This is a genomic window from Bradyrhizobium sp. Ken01 (genome assembly GCF_055807355.1).
The window spans coordinates 45,865-64,074 of sequence record NZ_JBVVPC010000032.1; the positions used below are offsets into that span (position 1 = coordinate 45,865).

The 18,210-nt window shown below is 64.9% G+C and carries 17 protein-coding genes; 10 read left to right on the forward strand and 7 right to left on the reverse strand.

The annotated features are described in order from the left end of the window. Window positions 1–86 precede the first annotated feature (86 nt). The 3 genes from AC0L3S_RS26815 to AC0L3S_RS26825 all read right to left on the reverse strand — a co-directional run bounded on the left by AC0L3S_RS26815 (window position 87) and on the right by AC0L3S_RS26825 (window position 4,756). A complete protein-coding gene (locus tag AC0L3S_RS26815; protein ID WP_473282368.1) occupies window positions 87–1,313 on the reverse strand; it encodes a GGDEF domain-containing protein in 1,227 nt (408 codons plus the stop codon). 85 nt (window positions 1,314–1,398) lie between these two features. After that, window positions 1,399–2,901 (reverse strand): AMP-binding protein, encoded by a 1,503-nt coding sequence (locus tag AC0L3S_RS26820; RefSeq protein WP_473282370.1) that lies wholly within the window; start codon window positions 2,899–2,901, stop codon window positions 1,399–1,401. 4 nt (window positions 2,902–2,905) lie between these two features. After that, window positions 2,906–4,756 (reverse strand): extracellular solute-binding protein, encoded by a 1,851-nt coding sequence (locus tag AC0L3S_RS26825; RefSeq protein WP_473264711.1) that lies wholly within the window; start codon window positions 4,754–4,756, stop codon window positions 2,906–2,908. Between the two features lie 259 nt (window positions 4,757–5,015). Between AC0L3S_RS26825 and AC0L3S_RS26830 the strand changes: the two genes are divergently transcribed. Next, window positions 5,016–5,816 (forward strand): invasion associated locus B family protein, encoded by an 801-nt coding sequence (locus AC0L3S_RS26830; protein ID WP_007610528.1) that lies wholly within the window; start codon window positions 5,016–5,018, stop codon window positions 5,814–5,816. Window positions 5,817–5,895: 79 nt separating this feature from the next. On the opposite strand, the gene hspQ is transcribed toward AC0L3S_RS26830, so the two are convergent. Beyond that, window positions 5,896–6,228, reverse strand: coding sequence for a heat shock protein HspQ (gene hspQ, locus AC0L3S_RS26835; RefSeq protein ID WP_007590865.1), 333 nt, complete (start codon window positions 6,226–6,228; stop codon window positions 5,896–5,898). Between the two features lie 106 nt (window positions 6,229–6,334). Between hspQ and AC0L3S_RS26840 the strand changes: the two genes are divergently transcribed. After that, complete coding sequence (locus AC0L3S_RS26840) at window positions 6,335–7,288, forward strand: AEC family transporter (RefSeq protein WP_473282372.1); 954 nt, start codon at window positions 6,335–6,337, stop codon at window positions 7,286–7,288. Window positions 7,289–7,295: 7 nt separating this feature from the next. On the opposite strand, the gene AC0L3S_RS26845 is transcribed toward AC0L3S_RS26840, so the two are convergent. Then, entirely contained in the window at window positions 7,296–8,480 is a 1,185-nt protein-coding gene (locus AC0L3S_RS26845) for a UbiH/UbiF family hydroxylase (RefSeq protein ID WP_473282374.1), read from the reverse strand. Between the two features lie 87 nt (window positions 8,481–8,567). On the opposite strand from AC0L3S_RS26845, the gene pcsA reads away from it, so the two are divergent. The 3 genes from pcsA to AC0L3S_RS26860 all read left to right on the forward strand — a co-directional run bounded on the left by pcsA (window position 8,568) and on the right by AC0L3S_RS26860 (window position 11,116). Continuing rightward, window positions 8,568–9,335 carry a phosphatidylcholine synthase gene (gene pcsA / locus AC0L3S_RS26850; RefSeq protein ID WP_473264656.1) on the forward strand — a complete coding sequence of 256 codons (768 nt, stop codon included), beginning with the start codon at window positions 8,568–8,570 and terminating at the stop codon, window positions 9,333–9,335. Beyond that, window positions 9,332–10,066, forward strand: a complete 735-nt coding sequence (locus tag AC0L3S_RS26855) for a TerC family protein (RefSeq protein ID WP_473282376.1) — start codon at window positions 9,332–9,334, stop codon at window positions 10,064–10,066. The genes pcsA and AC0L3S_RS26855 overlap by 4 nt, the downstream gene beginning before the upstream one ends. A gap of 75 nt (window positions 10,067–10,141) precedes the next feature. Then, the gene (locus AC0L3S_RS26860) at window positions 10,142–11,116 is read left to right on the forward strand and encodes a quinone oxidoreductase family protein (protein ID WP_473264658.1); all 975 of its coding nucleotides are present in this window, start codon (window positions 10,142–10,144) and stop codon (window positions 11,114–11,116) included. 166 nt (window positions 11,117–11,282) lie between these two features. Here the strand turns inward: AC0L3S_RS26860 and AC0L3S_RS26865 are convergent, their stop codons facing one another. Next, a complete protein-coding gene (locus tag AC0L3S_RS26865) occupies window positions 11,283–12,479 on the reverse strand; it encodes an acetylornithine transaminase (protein WP_473282378.1) in 1,197 nt (398 codons plus the stop codon). 403 nt (window positions 12,480–12,882) lie between these two features. Here AC0L3S_RS26865 and AC0L3S_RS26870 point away from each other — a divergent pair, with 403 nt between their 5' ends. From AC0L3S_RS26870 to AC0L3S_RS26880, 3 genes are all read left to right on the forward strand, one after another. Next, a complete protein-coding gene (locus AC0L3S_RS26870; protein WP_473282428.1) occupies window positions 12,883–13,830 on the forward strand; it encodes a hypothetical protein in 948 nt (315 codons plus the stop codon). A gap of 125 nt (window positions 13,831–13,955) precedes the next feature. After that, a complete protein-coding gene (locus tag AC0L3S_RS26875; protein WP_473264661.1) occupies window positions 13,956–14,387 on the forward strand; it encodes a MerR family transcriptional regulator in 432 nt (143 codons plus the stop codon). Further along, window positions 14,320–14,739: a carboxymuconolactone decarboxylase family protein gene (locus AC0L3S_RS26880; RefSeq protein ID WP_473282430.1), complete on the forward strand. Its 420-nt coding sequence runs from the start codon at window positions 14,320–14,322 to the stop codon at window positions 14,737–14,739. Before AC0L3S_RS26875 ends, AC0L3S_RS26880 begins: the two co-directional genes overlap by 68 nt. Window positions 14,740–14,822: 83 nt before the next feature. On the opposite strand, the gene rimO is transcribed toward AC0L3S_RS26880, so the two are convergent. Then, entirely contained in the window at window positions 14,823–16,148 is a 1,326-nt protein-coding gene (rimO, locus tag AC0L3S_RS26885; RefSeq protein ID WP_473264663.1) for a 30S ribosomal protein S12 methylthiotransferase RimO, read from the reverse strand. A 111-nt stretch (window positions 16,149–16,259) separates the two neighbouring features. On the opposite strand from rimO, the gene AC0L3S_RS26890 reads away from it, so the two are divergent. Then, the gene (locus AC0L3S_RS26890; protein WP_007610503.1) at window positions 16,260–16,850 is read left to right on the forward strand and encodes an ANTAR domain-containing response regulator; all 591 of its coding nucleotides are present in this window, start codon (window positions 16,260–16,262) and stop codon (window positions 16,848–16,850) included. Then, complete coding sequence (locus AC0L3S_RS26895; RefSeq protein ID WP_473264664.1) at window positions 16,847–18,010, forward strand: CmpA/NrtA family ABC transporter substrate-binding protein; 1,164 nt, start codon at window positions 16,847–16,849, stop codon at window positions 18,008–18,010. Before AC0L3S_RS26890 ends, AC0L3S_RS26895 begins: the two co-directional genes overlap by 4 nt. Window positions 18,011–18,210 lie beyond the last annotated feature (200 nt).

Here is an 18,210-nt window from a genome sequence, read left to right on the forward strand (position 1 = left end):
AATCCAGACTGTTCCCCGCGGAAAGATTCTCGATTGCTTCGCTACGCTCGCAATGACGGTGTTTGTTGTGGCAGCTCGCGAGGTACCTACGAGGCCGCGCGCGACGCGTCGGCCGACAGCCGTCCGAGCAGCGACCGTGCCGTATCCGACGGCGATAGCGAATCCACCGAGACGACGGGATCGCTCCGCATCTCGTGCTTGCCATTGGACGTGTGCCGCATCACTGCAGAGAGACGGCGGGCGATCATGTGCGCGGTGCGGAAGTCGGTCTCCGCGAACACGACGATGACCGAACCGTCCTTCTGCGCCACGCCAAAATCCATCTGCCGCATCAGGCGGCTGAGAATGCGCGCGGCATCGAGCTGGGCGCGGGAATTGCCGGGGTCGAAGGCGAAGCGCGCGACCGAGAGGCCGCCGCCATGAGCCAGCGTCTGCTCGACCGCCTTGGCAAAATCGCGCGCAAAGGCCTCCACCGTAAGCAGGCCGCTGCGCGGGTCGAGCCAGCCGCCGGCATCGATCGAGCGCAGCGTGCGGCTCAGTTGGGCTTCCATCGCGTGTTGGCGGATCAGGGGCAGCGCGTTGGCGGCGACCTTGGCCGGCTCGCCGGGGATCAGCTCGAGATTGGGCAGGTCGTAAGTCTGCGTGAGCTGATGCGCAGTGACGATCACGGGCAGGCTGCGGAAGCGGGTATCCTCGGCGAGCACAGTGAGGAAGGCATCGGTCACGCGGGCGGTAAAACCTTCGGCGAGCACGACGCCGTCGAGGTCGCGGGTGTTGAGATGTTTGGCCGCGGCCTCGATCGAGAGCGCACCGACGACGCCGACGCGCTCGCCGAGCGCGACGGAAAGCGCAGGGTAAGCCGCGCCGCGGCCGATCAGAAGCACCGTGGCATCCCGAATGGGATCGGCCTCCGGCAGGGCGACCTTCACCTCGGGCAGCCGGCGCAGCACCGTGGCATGAAGCGTGCGAATGCGCAGCGCGGCGCGAAGCCGCGCGATCAGGCGTTCGGAATGGCCGACGCGCGAGGAGGAGAAGGGCAGGGCGTTGTGCGGGAGCGCGCCTGCCGCATCCAGCGCCACGAAGGGAAGGTAGGGCGATTGCTCTGCGATCTTCCTGGCGAGCAGCGCCAGATGCGGCTCGTGCCCGGCATCCATCGCGGCGAGAACCACGGCCGGCTGCACCTCTTCGACCGCGCGCGTCGCGCCGGCCCAGCCGGTGTCGATCACAGGGAAGAATCGCGCCTCGTCCAGCGCCGCGATGAAGGCCGGCCGCTCGCCATTGGACACAAACAGGATCGGGCCAGCCTGGGACATCGAGAGACTCTGATCACGCGACAGGTGCCGCGCAATCTAGTCCGGCCGCCTTAATGCAGCGTCAATGGAACAGTCGAAATGACCCTCAACCCGGCCCGGAACGGTCGCGAAAAGCTTCGACCATCAGGGGGTTAAGCCCGAGTTCGCTGAGCGCCTCGCGGGCGCGGGCATTGTCCTGGGCGCGGCCCGCGAGCCGGTGACCGGAGAGCCGGTCAGGCAGCGCGGTCAGCAGGGCGCCCTGGCCGAGCCGGCGCGCCCATTCCTGGAGGTCGTTGGAGAGGAAGCGGTAGCCGCCGACCGCCATGATCCCGGAGGGCGGGGCGGTGATGCAGATCGCGCCGCTGGGACGGTCGAGCCTCGCGGCATAGCCGGTGTCGACATAGTCGCGTGGCGGCTGCGCGATCAGGCTGTCGCCGACCGGCGGCGGCGGAGCGTAGGCCGCGATCGGCACCATCGGGCCGCGCAGCCCGAGCGTGCCCTTCGGCGTCAGCAAAATCTCGCCGGCGATCGACGAACCCGACTGCTCGCGCGGCGCGCCGTGCGGTCCCGGCATCACCGGCACCGGCATGCCGTCCTCGCCACGCCGGGCGCCGAACAATCCGGCCTCGCCGAACAGATAGACGTCAGTGAACGGCGCGTGCGGCGCGATCCATGCCTCGCTCGCCGCCACCTGCTCGGGGGCACGCCACAGACCGATGACGTTGCGCAAGGTCGGCATCCGCGCCGCCAGATCGGAATCGCCGAGCCGCTGGGCAAATTGCGCCGGTGCGATCAGCACGTCGCATTCGTGCGCGTTGATCTGCTGCTCCAGCACGTCGTTCTCGAACGGATGATGCAGCGCCAGCGTGCCGCCGCACAGCAGCCACACCGCGAGCGAGGAGGCGAGCCCTGCGAACGACATCGGCGTGAACGCCGCCATCACGGTCGCGCCCTGCCTGATGTCGGCTTCCAGCGACATCGCGAGCCCACCGGCGATCAGGCTGAAATGCGGCCGCGGCACCGGACGAAAGCCTTCCGCGGTGACGTCGAAGGAGATCATCGCCGCTTTGCGGCCATCCTGAATCACGGCGCGCGCGGTGCCGGGCGGACGGGCCTGCACCTCGTCGAGCGAGGCCATGCCTTCGGGCAGGTTGGTGCCGAAGCCGCAGACATGGCGAATCGAGAAGGCTTCCGCGGCCGCGTGCATTGCGAGATCGGCATAGCTGACGCCGTCGACCGTGCTCATGGTGACGATGGCGCGCGCCGCGGTGCGGTTCAGAGCGGCGGTCAGTTCTGCATGGCGCCAGAGCAGCGGCAGCACGGCAACGACGAGGCCGGCGCGATGGGCGGCAAGAACGGTGAGCACGAACTCGACCGTATTCGGCAGCTGGATGGCGATGACGGAATTGGCCGGCAGGCCTGATTCGACGAAATAGGCGGACAGCGCCTCGATGGCCGTATCAGCCTCGGCATAGCTCATCCGCCGCGGCTGGTGCCCGGTCACTCGGAACTTGTTCAGGGGGTCGAGCAGAGCGGTCGCGTGCGGCTGCCGCATCAGCGTGCGCTGAAACAGCGTGTCGAGCGTCGGCGATACGGCTGGCTGGTTCACGGCGTCACTTTGCTTGATGAGCTTGCGGCGGCCCCTTCGACCACCAGGTCTCCGGCAAATAGCCGGACAGCGAGGTGGCCTCTGGCCGTTCTATCCGATTCCAGCGCGCGATCCATTGCTCGGATACGTTAAACAGGGGGATTGTATAGAAACCGGAGATCAAAGCGCGATCGAGCGCCCGTACCGCGGATACGAAATCCGTATGTTCACGGGCTTCCAGCAGCGCGGCGATCATCGCGTCGATCGCGGGATCCCGCGCCCCCATGTAGTTGCGGGTGCCCGGATTGTCGGCGGCAGCGCTCCCCCAGTAGAAATATTGCTCGTTGCCGGGCGACAGCGACTGGTCCCAGCGGTTCTGGATCATGTCGAATTCGTAGGCGAGACGGCGCTGGTCGAACTGCACGGGATCGACCGATCGCACGCTCGGCTCGATGCCGGCGCGCCTGAGGTCGCGCTGGAAGGCAAGCGCGACGCGTTCCTGATCGCGGGTCGTGACCAGGATCTCGAAGGTGAAGGGCGCCTTGGTCGCGCGGTTGCGCAGCACGGTGCCGTCGAGATCGTAGCCGGCCTCCGACAACAGCTTCAGGGCCGCGCGTAGCGTGGTCCGGTCGCGGCCCGAACCGTCGGTCACCGGCAGGCGGTAGCTGCCGTCCATGATGTCAGGCGGGATCTGCGCGGCGAACGGCTTGAGCAGCTCGCGCTCGCGCGCATCGGCGGGATGGCCATACGCTGACAGATCCGAGCCAGCAAAATAGCCGGCGACGCGCGAGTAGAGGTTGAAGAAGTAGTTCCGGTTGACCAGCTCGAAATCGAACAGCAGCGTCAAGGCCTGACGCACGCGGATGTCGCCGAAGATGGGACGCCTCGTGTTGAACACCAGAAATTCGGAAGGTTGCGGCACGCCCGGCTTGAAGGTGTCGCGGATCACGTCGCCATTCTTCGCCGCGGGAAAGTCGTAGCCGTCGTGCCAGCGCAGCGGCTCGTGCTCGATGCGGAAATCATAGAGGCCGCGCTTGAAAGCTTCGAACTGGCCGTTGGCCTCGCGAAAATAGTCGAGCCTGATCTCGTCGAAATTGTAGAGCCCGCGATTGATGGGGAGGTCACGGCCCCAATAGTCGGGATTGCGGGTGAGCGTCACGCTGGCACCGGGCCTCACCGAGGTGACGCGATAGGGGCCTGAGCCGACCGGGCCCGTCAGCGTCGTCTCCTCGAAAGCCGCGACGTCGACCGCGTGTTTCGGCAGGATCGGCATCAGGCCGAGGATCAGCGGCAGTTCGCGGTCATTGGCTCCCGCAAGGTCGAAGCGAACGGTGAGGGGATCCAGCGCCTCGGCCTTTGCCACCTTGCCGTAATATTGCCGGTGGTTGGGGCGGCCGTGGTCGCGCAGCAACTGCCAGGAGAACAGCACGTCCTCGGCGCGGACCGGCTTGCCGTCCGAGAAGCGGGCGCGGGGATCGATGTGGAACGTGACAAAGCTGCGCTCGTCATCGGTCTCGACCGATCTGGCGAGCAGTCCGTACAGCGTGAACGGCTCGTCATTGCCGCGCGCGAGCAGACTCTCGACCACGTAGTTCCGCATCTGCTGCACGGCCAGTCCCTTGACGATGAAGGGATTGAGGCTGTCGAACGTGCCGAGAACGCCCCAGGTCAGCCGGCCGCCCTTGGGGGCGTCAGGGTTGACGTAAGGCATATGGGTGAAATCGGCAGGCATCGCCGGCTTGCCGTGCATGGCGATGGCGTGGGCTTCCTCGGCCCCTGCGCCGCTGGCCGGGAGCCCCAAGGCGAAAGCCAGGATACAGAGGCGGACGCAAAGACCTTCAGGACGGCCCTCGAGAAGGCGCTGGAACATGAACATCTGCACACGTTGATTCGAGGACCGCAGGCCTGAATCCTATCACAGTGATTTTCCCCGGGGCGTACGCCAGCGCGCGGCCAAAGACGCTTGTCGGCATTGATCTTTTCGTCGGCCACGTTAAGAAGGCGGGCAATCGCGCACGAGCGCCGAGCCGTCACTTATCCGCCTCATTTGACGGGGAGAGAGCCGCGCCCAACGTGGCCAGGCTCGGTGCGTCGAAGCGGTTCGGGCGCTTCCCGTTCAGAAAGGGTTTTCCGCAATGAATTTCCGTTACTTGGCCGCGTCCGTCCGGCCGCGCGGGCGACTTCTCGCCCTGTTGACGGCGACGGCGTTGGCCGTCCCGTTTGCCGCCGAGGCCCAGGCGCCCGCTCCGGGTGCGCCCGCGCCCAAGGCGGCTCCGAAGGCCGCTCCGAAGGCCGCCCCAAAGGCGCCGGCCCCGGCCGCTCAGGCACCCGCCCAGCCGGCTCCCGCCCAAGGCGCTCCGGCGCAGCAGGGCGCGGCCCAGCCGGCCGATCAGCAGATCCAGCTGATCTACGCCCCCTGGACCAAGTTCTGCCTCAAGGGTCAGGACGCCAACGCCAAGCAGGTCTGCTTCACCGGCAAGGACGGCCGTATCGAGTCGGGCCAGCCGGTCATCGCGGCCGTCATCATCGAGCCGGAAGGCGAGCCGAAGAAGATCCTGCGCGTGACGCTGCCGCTCGGCATGCAGTTGGTGCACGGTACCCGCATCATCGTGGACAACAATCCGCCGTTGCAGAGCCCTTATGTGATCTGCTTCCAGAACGGCTGCATGTCTGACTACGAGGCCACGCCCGAGTTCATCAACAACATGAAGAAGGGCCAGAACCTCGTTGTTCAGGCGATCAATGCCAACGGCGCACCGCTGACCTTGCCGCTGCCGCTCGCCGGCGAATTCCAGAAGGCCTATGACGGTCCGCCGACGGATCCGAAGGTGTTCGAGGAAACCCAGAAGAAGCTCCAGGAAGAGCTTCAGAAGAAGGCTGACGAGCAGCGCAAGAAGCTCGAGCAGCAGGGCACGCCGCCCGCCGGCCAGAAGTAATCGGGACCCGATCCCGGACATGAAAAAGGCGCTCGGTTTCGAGCGCCTTTTTTGCTGGCCAGTTGATGGCTGCGAAAACTCAGTTCAGCGACGGATTGCGCGGGCGATAGCCGCCGGTCTTGTCCTTGACGAAGATCTCGGCGACCTGGGAATGCCGGACCGGTTCGCCGGAATCGTCCGGCACGAGATTCTGCTCGGAGACATAGGCGACGTATTCCGACTCCGAGTTCTCCGCGAGCAGATGATAGAACGGCTGGTCCTTGTGGGGCCGCACCTCCTCGGGGATCGACAGCCACCACTCCTCGGTGTTGTTGAATTCCGGATCGATGTCGAAGATCACGCCCCGGAACGAGAAGATCCGGTGGCGCACGACCTGTCCGATCTGGAATTTGGCGGTCCGCGCTTTAATCATTCCCCGTCGATAGACCAGGATTGTGGCCGATGCTAGTGCCCTGATCTGGAATTAACCCGCGGGTGCGGGGCAGATAACCCCCCAATCTTCAGAAAACACTTCATCAATGGTCGATATCCTCAATCTAGCTCTACCTTATTTTGGCTTGATCTTCGTTGGTTTCGCCTGTGGCAAGGTCAAATCCCTGCCGGAATCGGGCCTCGCCTGGATGAACTTCTTCCTGCTCTATGTGTCGCTGCCGGCGCTGCTGTTTGCGATCATGTCGAAGACGCCGTTCTCGGAATTGAACAACCCGCCATTCCTGGTCGCGACCACGCTGTCGACCGTTGCGGCGTTCACACTCGCGCTGGTCGTCGGCAAGGTTCTCGGCGGGCTGACGCTGCGCGAGGCGACGCTCGCCGGGCTCTCCGGCGGCTACGGCAATATCGGATACATGGGACCGGGGCTGGCGCTCGCCGTGCTCGGGCCGAAGGCGTCGGCGCCGACTGCGCTGATCTTCTGCTGCGACAGCATCTTCCTGTTCACGATCGTGCCGCTGCTGATCGAGCTTTCCGACCGCGATCATCCCTCGATCGTGCATGCCTTCGGCGTCGTGCTGAAGCAGATCGTGCTCAACCCGCTGATCATGTCGGCCTGTTTCGGCGCGGCCTTCGCATCGCTGCATGTCGAGATGCCGGTCGCGCTCGATCGCACCATCACGTTCCTCCAGAACGCAGCCGCCCCGACCGCGCTGTTCGTGCTCGGCGTGACCGTGGCGCTCCGCCCGTTCGATCGGGTCCCGTGGGAAGTGCCGGGCGTGATCGCGATCAAGCTCCTGATCCACCCGCTTGCGGCGTTCGGCCTGATGCTGGCGTTCGGCCCGTTCGCGCAGCCCTGGGCCGCGACCGCCGTGCTGATGGCCTCGCTGCCGCCGGCGCTGAACGTGTTCGTCATCGCCCGGCAGAACGACGCCTGGATCGAGTCCGCCTCCGTCGCGGTGCTGCTCGGGACGTTTGCGTCCGTGGTCACCCTGACCAGCGTGATGTGGGCGATCCAGACTGGGCGGCTGGCGTTTCCTTGAGCGGCGGTTACTTCCGCCAGGTCGGCGTCAGGCCTTCGCGCATCGCAAAACGCCGGAGCGGGCCGATCGCGCCGAGCAGGTGCATGCCGACCGCGCGGACCGGCTGGAGCGGCAGGAAATCGTTGAGCAGCGAGCGGTTGGCGATGTCGATCGCAAAGGTCCGGCTCAGGATGTCGGGACGCCGGGCCCGGTCGTAGCGCTTGAGCACGTCTGCTGCGCCGGGATCCTGGCCCGATGCGATGGCGTCGCCTGCAAGCCTCGCAATGTCGGCGGCATCGCGGAGGCCGAGATTGAGACCCTGGGCCCCGATCGGGGGAACCACATGGGCGGCTTCGCCGACCAGCGCGATGCGGTCGCGGCCGAAGGATTTGGGACGTTCGATCGCCAGCGGGAACAGATGGCGGCCCGGCTCGACCGTCATGCGTCCGAGGATCGAATGCGACTGCTTCTCGATCGCGGCGGACAATTCTTCGTCGGTCAGACAGCGAAGCCGCTCGGCGTCGGCAGGCGCCGAGACCCAGACGACGCTGGAGCGATCGCCGGGCAGGGGCACGAACACGCAAGGACCGTGCGGGGTGTGGAACTCGGTCGAGACGTTGCGATGGGGCCGCGCGTGGCCGACATTGAAGGTCAGCGCCGTCTGGGTCAGCTCGCGCCGCGTCACCGCGATGCCGGAGGCTTCGCGGCAGAGCGAATGCCGGCCGTCGGCGCCGACCACGAGGCGGGCCGAGAGAAATTGCGCAGCGGCGGTGCGGATTGCGACGTCATCGGCTTCGATGATCACAGTTTCGGCCTCGTCGTCGAAACGGACGAGATCGGGCAGTTCGGCCGCGCGCGCTTCCAGCGCCAGCATCAGCGAGCGGTTGTCGATATTGTAGCCGAAGGCATCGAGGCCGATTTCGTGGCAGGAGAACCGGACCTCAGGCGCGCGGAAGAGCCGGCCGGTGTCGTCGACGAGCCGCATGATTTCGAGCGCGGCCGCCTTGTCTTTGCAACGCGGCCAGACGTCGAGGCTCTCCAGCAGATCGACGGAGGCACCGAGTAGCGCCGTGGTTCGATTGTCGGCATAGGGCATGCGACGTGCCACCAGCGCGGTCCGTGCGCCCGCCTGCGCCAATGCGATAGCCGCGCTAAGTCCCGCCGGTCCGCCGCCGATTACGGCGGCGTCAAAGAGTGTCGATGCATCTGTCATGGAACGACATTGGACACGGCCCGCGGCAAATTCAAGCCCACTCATATTTCCCTGATTTTATGACGAATTGTGCGACCGGACGCCGCAATGGCTTATGTGCAAACCGGTGTCATTCTGATAGCAGAAGCCATGGACAGCCAAGAGGATTCCCTGAAGCCCAGGCCCGCGATCCGCGCCGCTGCCTTCTCGGTGCACATCTTCACCGCGTTCGGTGCGGCGATCGCGCTGCTGGCGATGCTCGAGGCCGTGCGCGAGCACTGGGCGGCGATGTTTCAATGGCTGGGCGTCGCCCTCATCATCGACGCGATCGACGGGCCGATTGCGCGCCGGCTCAACGTCAAGGACGTGCAGCCGAACTGGTCGGGCGACGTGCTCGATCTCGTGGTCGATTTCGTCACTTACGTCTTCGTGCCGGCCTATGCGATCGTGGCCAGCGGCTTGCTGCTGCCGGTCGCGGCACCCTTGCTCGGCGTCGCCATCATCGTCACCAGCGCATTATATTTCGCCGATCTGCGCATGAAGGCGGACGACAATCATTTCCGCGGTTTTCCGGCGCTGTGGAATGCGGCGGCGTTCTACCTGTTCCTGCTGCACTGGCCACCGCTGCTCTCGACGCTGCTGGTCGCAAGCCTGGTGGTGCTGACCTTCGTGCCGTTCCACGTGCTGCATCCGGTGCGCGTCGTGCGGCTGCGCTGGCTGACGATGTCGCTGATCGCGATCTGGGCTCTGCTCTCCTTCTACACGCTGCAGATGGACTTTCGCGTCGGCACCGGCGTGACTGTCGCGCTCTGCGCGATCGCGCTCTGGATCAGCTTCAGCGACGCATTGATACGGCTGACAAGATCCTTCGCATGATGCACCTGTTGACCAGCCCCGAAGCCTGGGCCGCGCTCCTCACTTTGACCGCGCTTGAGATCGTGCTCGGCATCGACAACGTCATTTTCCTGTCAGTGATCGTCTCGCGCATTCCCGAGAAGCAGGCGCACCGCGCCCGCCAGATCGGGCTCGCGCTGGCGCTGATCTTCCGCATCATCCTGCTGAGCCTCCTGGTCTGGCTGATCGGCCTGACCGCCCCGGTGTTTTCATTTTCGGGTTACGGCTTCTCGTGGCGCGACCTCATCCTGATCGGCGGCGGCCTGTTTCTGATCGCGAAGGCGACGCACGAGATTCACGGCGAGGTCGAAGCCGATGACGGCGAGGGCGGCGGGAAGCCCCCTCGCAACGCTTTCTTCTGGGTGATCGTCCAGATCGTGATCATCGACATGGTGTTCTCGCTGGACTCGATCATCACCGCGATCGGCATGGCGCAGGACCTCGAGATCATGATCGCGGCCGTCGTGATCGCCTGCCTGATCATGTACATTTCGTCCGGTCCGGTGTCGCGATTCGTCGCGGAGCACCCGACCACGAAAATGCTGGCGCTGGCCTTCCTGGTGCTGATCGGCGTCGCGCTGGTTGCGGACGGATTCCAATTCCACATCCCGCGCGGCTACATCTATTTCGCGATTGCGTTCTCGGCGGCGGTCGAGTTCTTCAACGTGCTGGCGAAACGCAACCGCAGGAAAACTGCCAAGCCGTCGGTCTAGGCGTTCCAGCCGGCGTCGAGTTGACAAGGCGGGCGCGATGTCTTTCGCTGGTCCGCCAGAAGAGGAGGTCAGGTGATGACCAAAGCCGTCCGTGTGCACAAGGTCGGAGGCCCCGAAGCCCTGGTCTATGAGAGCGTCGATGTTCCGGCGCCCGGCCCCGGCGAGGTGCGCATCCGCCAGCATGCCGTCGGCCTGAACTTCATCGACGTCTATTACCGCACCGGCCTCTACAAGGCGCCGGGGCTGCCCTTCATCGCCGGCAACGAGGCCTCGGGCGAGGTCGTCGCGGTCGGGCCGGGGGTGACGAATTTCCATCCAAGCGACCGCGTCGCCTACTACCACAATCTCGGTGCCTATACCGGGGAGCGCAACATCCCCTGGGAGCGGCTGGTCAAGCTGCCCGACCACATCACCTACGAGCAGGGCGCCGTGCTGATGCTGAAGGGGCTGACGGTCTGGTATCTCCTGCACAAGACCTTCAAGGTCGAGCCGCATCATCGCGTGCTGATCCATGCCGCGGCCGGCGGCATCGGCCTGCTCGCCTGCCAATGGGCGAGGGCCATGGGCGCCCACGTCATCGGCACCGTCGGCTCGCGCGAGAAGGCTGCGCTTGCCGAGGCCAATGGCTGCGACCATGTCATCCTCTACAACGAGGAAGACTTCGTCGCGCGCGTCAAACAGATCAGCCGCAACGAGGGTTGCGATGTGGTCTATGACGGCGTCGGCAAGGCGACGTTCCCGGGCTCGCTGTCGTGCCTGAAGCCGCGCGGGATGTTCGTCTCCTTCGGCAATGCCTCAGGCCCGGTGCCGCCGTTCTCGATCGCCGAGCTCAACACCCACGGCTCGTTGTTTGCGACCCGGCCCAAGCTCAACGACTATATCGGCACGCGCAAGGAATTGCTGGAAGGCGCCGACACGCTGTTCGCCGCCGTCATCAACGGCAAGCTGCACGTGCCGATCAACCATGCCTACGCGCTCAAGGACGCCGCCAAGGCGCATATCGATCTCGAAAGCCGCAAGACCACGGGCGCGTCGATCTTGAAGCCGTAGTACTTCCGGCATCATCCGCTCCCGTGTCCCGGACAAGCTGCAACGCGTAAGCGTTGCGGCGCAGAGCCGGGAGCCAGATGCGGCACACAATGTGGAGAGATGGGCCCCGGCTCTGCAGCGCACCGCCGAAGGGGCGCTGCGCTGCGTCCGGGGCACGAGACAGACCTTACGCCACGCGCCGTGCCGCGCCGGCCCTGGTCAAGATCCCGTCGAGACAATCGATCATCTCGGCGATCTCAGCTCGCGTGACGTTCAGCGCCGGCATGAAGCGCAACGTGTCGACCTGTGGCGCGTTGAGGAGCACGCCGGCCTCGAACGCCTGCGCGACGATGCCGGGTGCGATCGGCAGCTTGAGGTCGAGCGCGAGCAGGAGGCCGCGGCCTCGCACTTCGCCGAGCCCATGCCGCGCCGAGACCTTCTGCAATTCGCTTTCGAGCAGCAGCCCGGTTTCGGTCGCGGTCTTCAGGAAATCCGGCTTGCTGACTTCATCGAGCACCGCGAGCCCCACCGCGCACATGATCGGGTTGCCGTTGAACGTGCCGCCCTGGTCACCGTGCTCGAAGCAGGCCGCGCGTTCGGTCGCGAGCAGCGCCGCGAGCGGCACGCCGCCGCCGATGCCCTTGCCGAGCGTCATGATGTCGGGCGCGATGGCTGTGTGCTCGTAGTGGAAGAGCTTGCCGGTCCGGCCCATCCCGGTCTGGATCTCGTCGAAGATCAAGAGGAGGCCGTGCGCGTCGGTGAGGGCGCGCAACTCCTGCAAGAACTGATCGGTCGCCGGCCACACGCCTGATTCACCCTGGATCGGCTCGAGCATCACAGCGACGGTGTTGTCGTTGATCAGCTTTTCGACCGACGCGATGTCGTTGAGCTTCGCCTTCTTGAAGCCGGCGACCTTCGGCTCGAACAGCGGCTCAAAGGCCTTCTTGCCCGAGGCCGACATCGTCGCCAAGGTGCGGCCGTGAAAGCCGCCTTCGAAGCTGATGATCTCGAACGCGCCACCTCTGTGGATGCCGCCATATTTGCGCGCGAGCTTGATCGCGCCCTCGTTGGCTTCCGCACCGGAATTGGCAAAGAACACCCGGTCGAACGCGCTGTTTGCGACCAGTGCCTGCGCGAGTTTCAGGCTGGGCTCGTTGTAGAAGGCCGGGCTTGGCGTCAGCAGCCGCTTGGCCTGCGCGGCAAGCGCGTCGGCGATCGCGGGCGGGGAGTGGCCGAGGCAGTTCACGGCCCAGCCCTGCACGAAATCGAGATAGCGCTTGCGGCTGTCGTCCCAGAGGTAGGAGCCGGCGCCGCGGACGAACACGGTTTTGGGCCGAGCGGTGATGTCCATCAACGCGTCATACGGATGGGTGGCGTTGGTCATGTCGAACTCCTCTTGAGGCGGGGGAAAGGGTGCGCGAACAGCAAAAAGGCCGCACCTTGCGGGTGCGGCCTTTTCGAAAACTTACGCTGAATTCAGTGCTTCAGCGGCGTCGTCGGACATGGCGCACCCTCTCATCGTCGCGGGAGCGACGACGGAGCATTTCGGTGCGCTGATGGGTCCGACCATTGATCATGGGGCGCGGCAATACATGCGAATGGTGGGACTTGTCAAGCGGCGGTTTGCAGGACACACGCCCGGCGTGCATGGGGCAGGAGAGAGATGCGCGCCTTGAAACCATCACGTCTCTAGCGCGTTTGTGATCAGCGAACGCGAATTGGCTCGAACCGAACGCATGACGGTTCGGACCAAGAGGGGCGGGACCAACCAGATTGTTTTTGAAGCCTTGTCCGACACGCCTTATTCGATCGACCTCGACAGCATTCGCGGCGCGTTTCCGCCGGGTATCGAGGCGCCGTCGCTGTTGCTGGACTTCGCCGGCTGGCTGAAGGGACGGCCCTGGGGCAGCGTCGGCTGCTTCTCGCTGCAGGGCCAGTTTTCCGATCACGCCCCCATTGTCGACGGCAGTCCCTTGCGCGACAGGTTTTCGCTGTTCATGCGGCTGCCGGATGGCTCGGCTGTTGGCGGCTGGTATGGCGCGGGTCTCGACCGCGACAATCCGCCGATCGTGGGGCTTGGGTCCGAGGGCGATTACGCGCTGCTGGCGCCGAGCCTCGATGGCCTGCTCGCAAAACTGACGTCGCAACAATTCGACAAGGCGTGGCACGATCTGCTGCCGCACGACGACGTCGAATGCCAAACGGTCGAGCTCGCGCAATGGCTCACCGGACGGCTGAGCGGGGAGACGGCGGCGCCCGATGACGATCCGTCGGAGTTGCCCGACTTTCGCGGCTTCATGGAAAAATGGAGCCGGGATCGCGAAGACTACTGGGCCAATCATCGCTTGATGGCCGAACTCGGCTGGCGCCTAGCCGCGCATCTGCCGAAGGGCAAGAAGCCCTGGGACAGGACGAGCTTCGAGATCGCAATCGTCGGCAGGCAATACCAGGCGCGTGTCCTGACCGGCGGGCCGCAGCCGTTCGAGGAAGCCGCTGCGATCGAATCCCTGCTGCGCGATCTGCGTGAGGAGATGCGGAAGGCGCAGCCCGAGCTCGGGCTGTGGTACGCGATGAAATTCGGGCTCCATGCCGACGGCCGGGTGATGCCAAACTTCGAATACGATCTGCGCCCGAGCATCGATGGCGAGCCTGCGAAACTATCCGAGGCGCAAGCCGATCTCGCCCGCGCACCGCGGCCGGAGCGCTGGGTGCCGAAATGGCTGGCGGGATCTTGAGGCTCGCAATCACGCGATGCCGCTGCCCAGCCGGCACGCCGAAATCTTTGCACCTTCGATCCCCCTTGACTTAGAGCGCGCTCGAAGGGGTATCTGTACATGCGTCAGTACGAGAACGGGCACACATGAAGATCGGCGACCTCGCAAAACGAACCGGCCTGTCGACGCACACGCTGCGCTATTATGAGCGCATCGGGCTGCTGCCATACGCCGACCGGGATCGCTCCGGCCAGCGCGACTTTGACGCATCGATCCTCACATGGATCGAATTTCTCGGTCGGCTCAAGACCACGGGAATGCCGATCCGGGACATGTTGCGTTACGCGGCGCTTCGTGACGAAGGCGACCCTACCGGCACAGGCCGGCGGCAGATCCTGGAAGTCCACCGGGAACAGGTGCGCACGCAGATTGCCGAACTCCAGGAATGCCTGCTCGTCCTTGACACCAAGATCGCCGGCTATGCCAGCGATGAACAGAGGACGAAGGAAAATGACGCACGCCTCAACACAAGACGAAAGCCGCTTCGATCGCGGCCAGCGGGCCCTGTCACGCATTGACGGCAGAGCTGGTGAAGCGGTCGTTGCCTCACTCGCCGACATTGCTCCGGATTTCGCACGATACGTGATCGAGTTTCCGTTCGGTGACATTTACTGCCGCCCGGACCTCGGCCTGCGCGATCGAGAGATCGCCACGATCGCCGCGCTGACGGCGCTCGGAAATGCCGCGCCTCAGCTCAAAGTGCATCTCGAGGCGGGTCTGAATGTCGGGCTGTCTCGCGACGAGATCGTGGAGATCATCATGCAGATGGCCGTCTATGCGGGCTTCCCGGCGGCGCTGAACGGGCTGTTCGCAGCCAAGGAAGTATTCGCCGCGCGTGACGAACAGCAGGCGTCGGGAGAAGCGACATGACCGCGTAGTTCGGCACGCACAGCATGAACGCCGGCTGCTGGAATGCCTGAGGCGCGCCGGTCTTGCCGGCCGCAGCCGGAATCTCAGAATCCCGCGACGCTGCCGTGCAGATCGTACTGGTCGGCGCGTTCGATCTTCGCGGTGACGATCTCGCCGACGCGCAAGGGTCGGCGGCTCGACAGGTAGACGGCGCCGTCGATCTCCGGCGCATCGGCCTTGGAGCGGCCTTTCGAGACGGTCGGGCCGACCTCGTCGATGATGATCTGCTGGCGCGTGCCGACCTTGCGCTTCAGCCTGCGTGCCGAAATCTTCTGCTGGCGCGCCATCAGCGCGTTGTAGCGCTCCTGCTTGATCTCTTCCGGCACGGGGTTCTCGATCGCGTTTGCGGTCGCGCCGGCGACGGGCTCGTATTTGAAGCAGCCGAGCCGATCGATCTCGGCCTCGTCCAGCCAGTCGAGCAGATAGGCGAAGTCGGCATCGGTTTCGCCGGGGAAGCCGACGATGAAGGTCGAGCGCAAAGCGAGATCGGGACATTGCTCGCGCCAGCGTTTGATCCGCGCCAGCGTCTTGTCCTGCCCCGCCGGGCGCTTCATCGCCTTCAGCACCTCGGGGCTTGCGTGCTGGAACGGGATGTCGAGATAGGGCAGCACCTTGCCCTCGTTCATCAGCGCGATGACCTCGTCGACATGCGGGTAGGGGTAGACGTATTGCAAGCGGACCCAGGCGCCGAGTTCGCCGAGCTCGCGCGCGAGGTCGATGAATTTGGCGCGGACCTGGCGATCCTTCCACGGGCTCTCGGCGTATTTGAGATCGACGCCGTAGGCCGAGGTGTCCTGCGAGATCACCAGCAGCTCCTTGACGCCGGCGCCGACCAGGCGCTCGGCCTCGCGCAGCACGTCGTTGGCGGGTCGCGAGACCAGGTCGCCGCGCAGCTTCGGAATGATGCAGAAGGTGCAGCGGTTGTTGCAGCCTTCGGAAATCTTCAAATAGGCGTAGTGCCGGGGCGTTAGCTTGATACCCTGCGGCGGCACCAGATCGAGATGCGGATTGTGGGCGGGCGGCAGCGCGCGATGCACGGCGTCCAGCACGCTCTCATATTGCTGCGGGCCGGTGATGGAGAGCACGCCGGGATAGGCCTGCTCGATCTGCTCGGGTTCCGCGCCCATGCAACCGGTCACGATCACCTTGCCGTTCTCGGCCATGGCCTCGCCAATCGCCGAGAGCGATTCCTGCTTGGCGCTGTCGAGGAAGCCGCAGGTGTTGACGATGACGATGTCGGCCCCGTCATGCTTGCGCGCGAGCTCGTAGCCCTCGGCGCGTAGACGCGTGATGATGCGCTCGGAATCCACCAAAGCCTTGGGGCACCCGAGCGACACGAAGCTGACCTTGGGCGCAGCCGTCTGATCCATATCCAAATCTGCCTGATTGACAGGGTTGAGCTAGTCCCAATTGCCCATAATTACAACCCTTTGCATGGCCGGCGGGCATGCTATGGATGAATCACTGGTGGTGAGTGAGCAATGAGCGCCGAACAGTCGCCCAAAATCGTGATCGTCGACGAAAGCCCGATCCGGGCTGCGATCCTCGAGGAAGGGTTGCGCGAGGCCGGATTCACGCAGATCGTCCATATCAGCGAGATGCAGAGCCTGCTCGCCCGTATTTATGCGGTCGATCCTGACATCATCCTGATCGATCTGGAAAACCCCAGCCGCGACGTGCTGGAGGCGATGTTCCAGGTCAGTCGCGCCGTGAAGCGGCCGATCGCGATGTTCGTCGACCAGAGCGATTCATCCTCGATCCAGGCCTCGGTCGAGGCGGGGGTGTCCGCCTATATCGTCGACGGGCTGAGGAAGGAGCGCATCAAGCCGATCCTCGACCTCTGCGTGTCGCGCTTCAATGCCTTCGCAAAACTCCAGGAGGAACTGGAGCGTACCAAGTCGCAGCTCGAGGATCGCAAGGTCATCGAGAAGGCCAAGGGCATCCTGATGAAGGTGAAGGGCCTCACCGAGGACGAGGCTTATGTGCTGCTGCGCTCCACCGCGATGCGCGAGAAGAAGAAAATCGGCGAGATCGCCCAGTCGATCATCACCGCGTCGGAGATGCTGAAATGACCGCTCCCCTCCGCATCGGTTTCATTCCACTGGTCGATGCCGCAGCGCTGATCGTTGCCGTCGACAAGGGATTTGCCGCGGCCGAAGGGCTCGAGGTCGAACTGGTCCGCGAGGTCTCCTGGTCCAACGTGCGCGACAAGCTTAATATCGGCTTGTTCGACGCCGCGCATCTGCTCGCGCCCGTTGCGATTGCGTCCTCGCTCGGGCTCGGCCACGTCAAGGTGCCGATCGCGGCGCCGTTCAATCTCGGCATCAACGGCAACGCGATCACGGTCTCGCCGGCGCTTCATGCCGCGCTGATGGAGGAGATCGACGGCGACCGCTTCGATCCGCTCGCCACGGCAAAGGCGTTGGCTCGCGTGGTCGCCAAGCGGCGCAAAGCGGGGGCCGATCCGTTGACCTTCGGCATGACCTTCCCGTTCTCGACCCACAATTATCAATTGCGGTTCTGGATGGCGGCGGCCGGCGTCGATCCCGACGAGGACGTGCGGCTGGTGGTGTTGCCGCCGCCCTATATGGTCGACAGTCTCGCCAATGGGCATGTCGATGCGTTCTGCGTCGGCGCGCCCTGGAATTCGATCGCGGTCGATCTCGGGATCGGCCACATCCTGCATTTCGTTTCCGACATCCTGGCCCATGCGGCGGAGAAAGTCCTGGCGCTCCGCCAGGTCTGGGCCGACAAGAATCCGGACGTGGTCGCCAGCCTGGTGCGCGCGGCGGTGAAAGCCGCCGAGTTCATCGAGCATCCGGAAAACCGGACCGAAGCGGCGCGGATCCTGGCGCAGCCGGAGCGGATCGGCGTCGATGCCGAAGTCATTCAGCGCACCCTCACGGGACGCCTCAAGGTTTCGCCGGACGGCACCTTTCGCGAGAGCGGCAGCTACCTTCTGGTGGGACGCGAGGAAGCAGGGCGCCCCGATCCGGTCCAGGCCGCCTGGCTCTATGCGCAGATGGTGCGCTGGGGACAGACGACGCTGACGCCCGACGGCGTCAAGACGGCGATGGCCGTGTTCAGGCCCGACCTCTACGACGGCGCCCTCGGCCGCCGGCCGCCCGCCCAAGCCCCCGCGGCGTTCGGCGCATTCGCCGGCCCGGCCTTCGATCCCGCCAATATCCGGGGGCATCTCGAGGCCTTCGAGGTGGGCCGCTGGAAGGCGTGATTCGGGCCTGCATCGTTTTTGAGCGTTGGAGATCTGAGTCTAAATTTTAGGCCGACTGCTCGAATTTCATGAGAGTTCCAGAGCCCAGAGTTCCCCAGGGCGCCCTTAATTACCTGATACGACACGCATTTTCATTTCGTCGAAGCTGGCACGCAACTTGAATGTTGCAGTGCGGCCAGCCTGTCACAGATGCCTGCTGC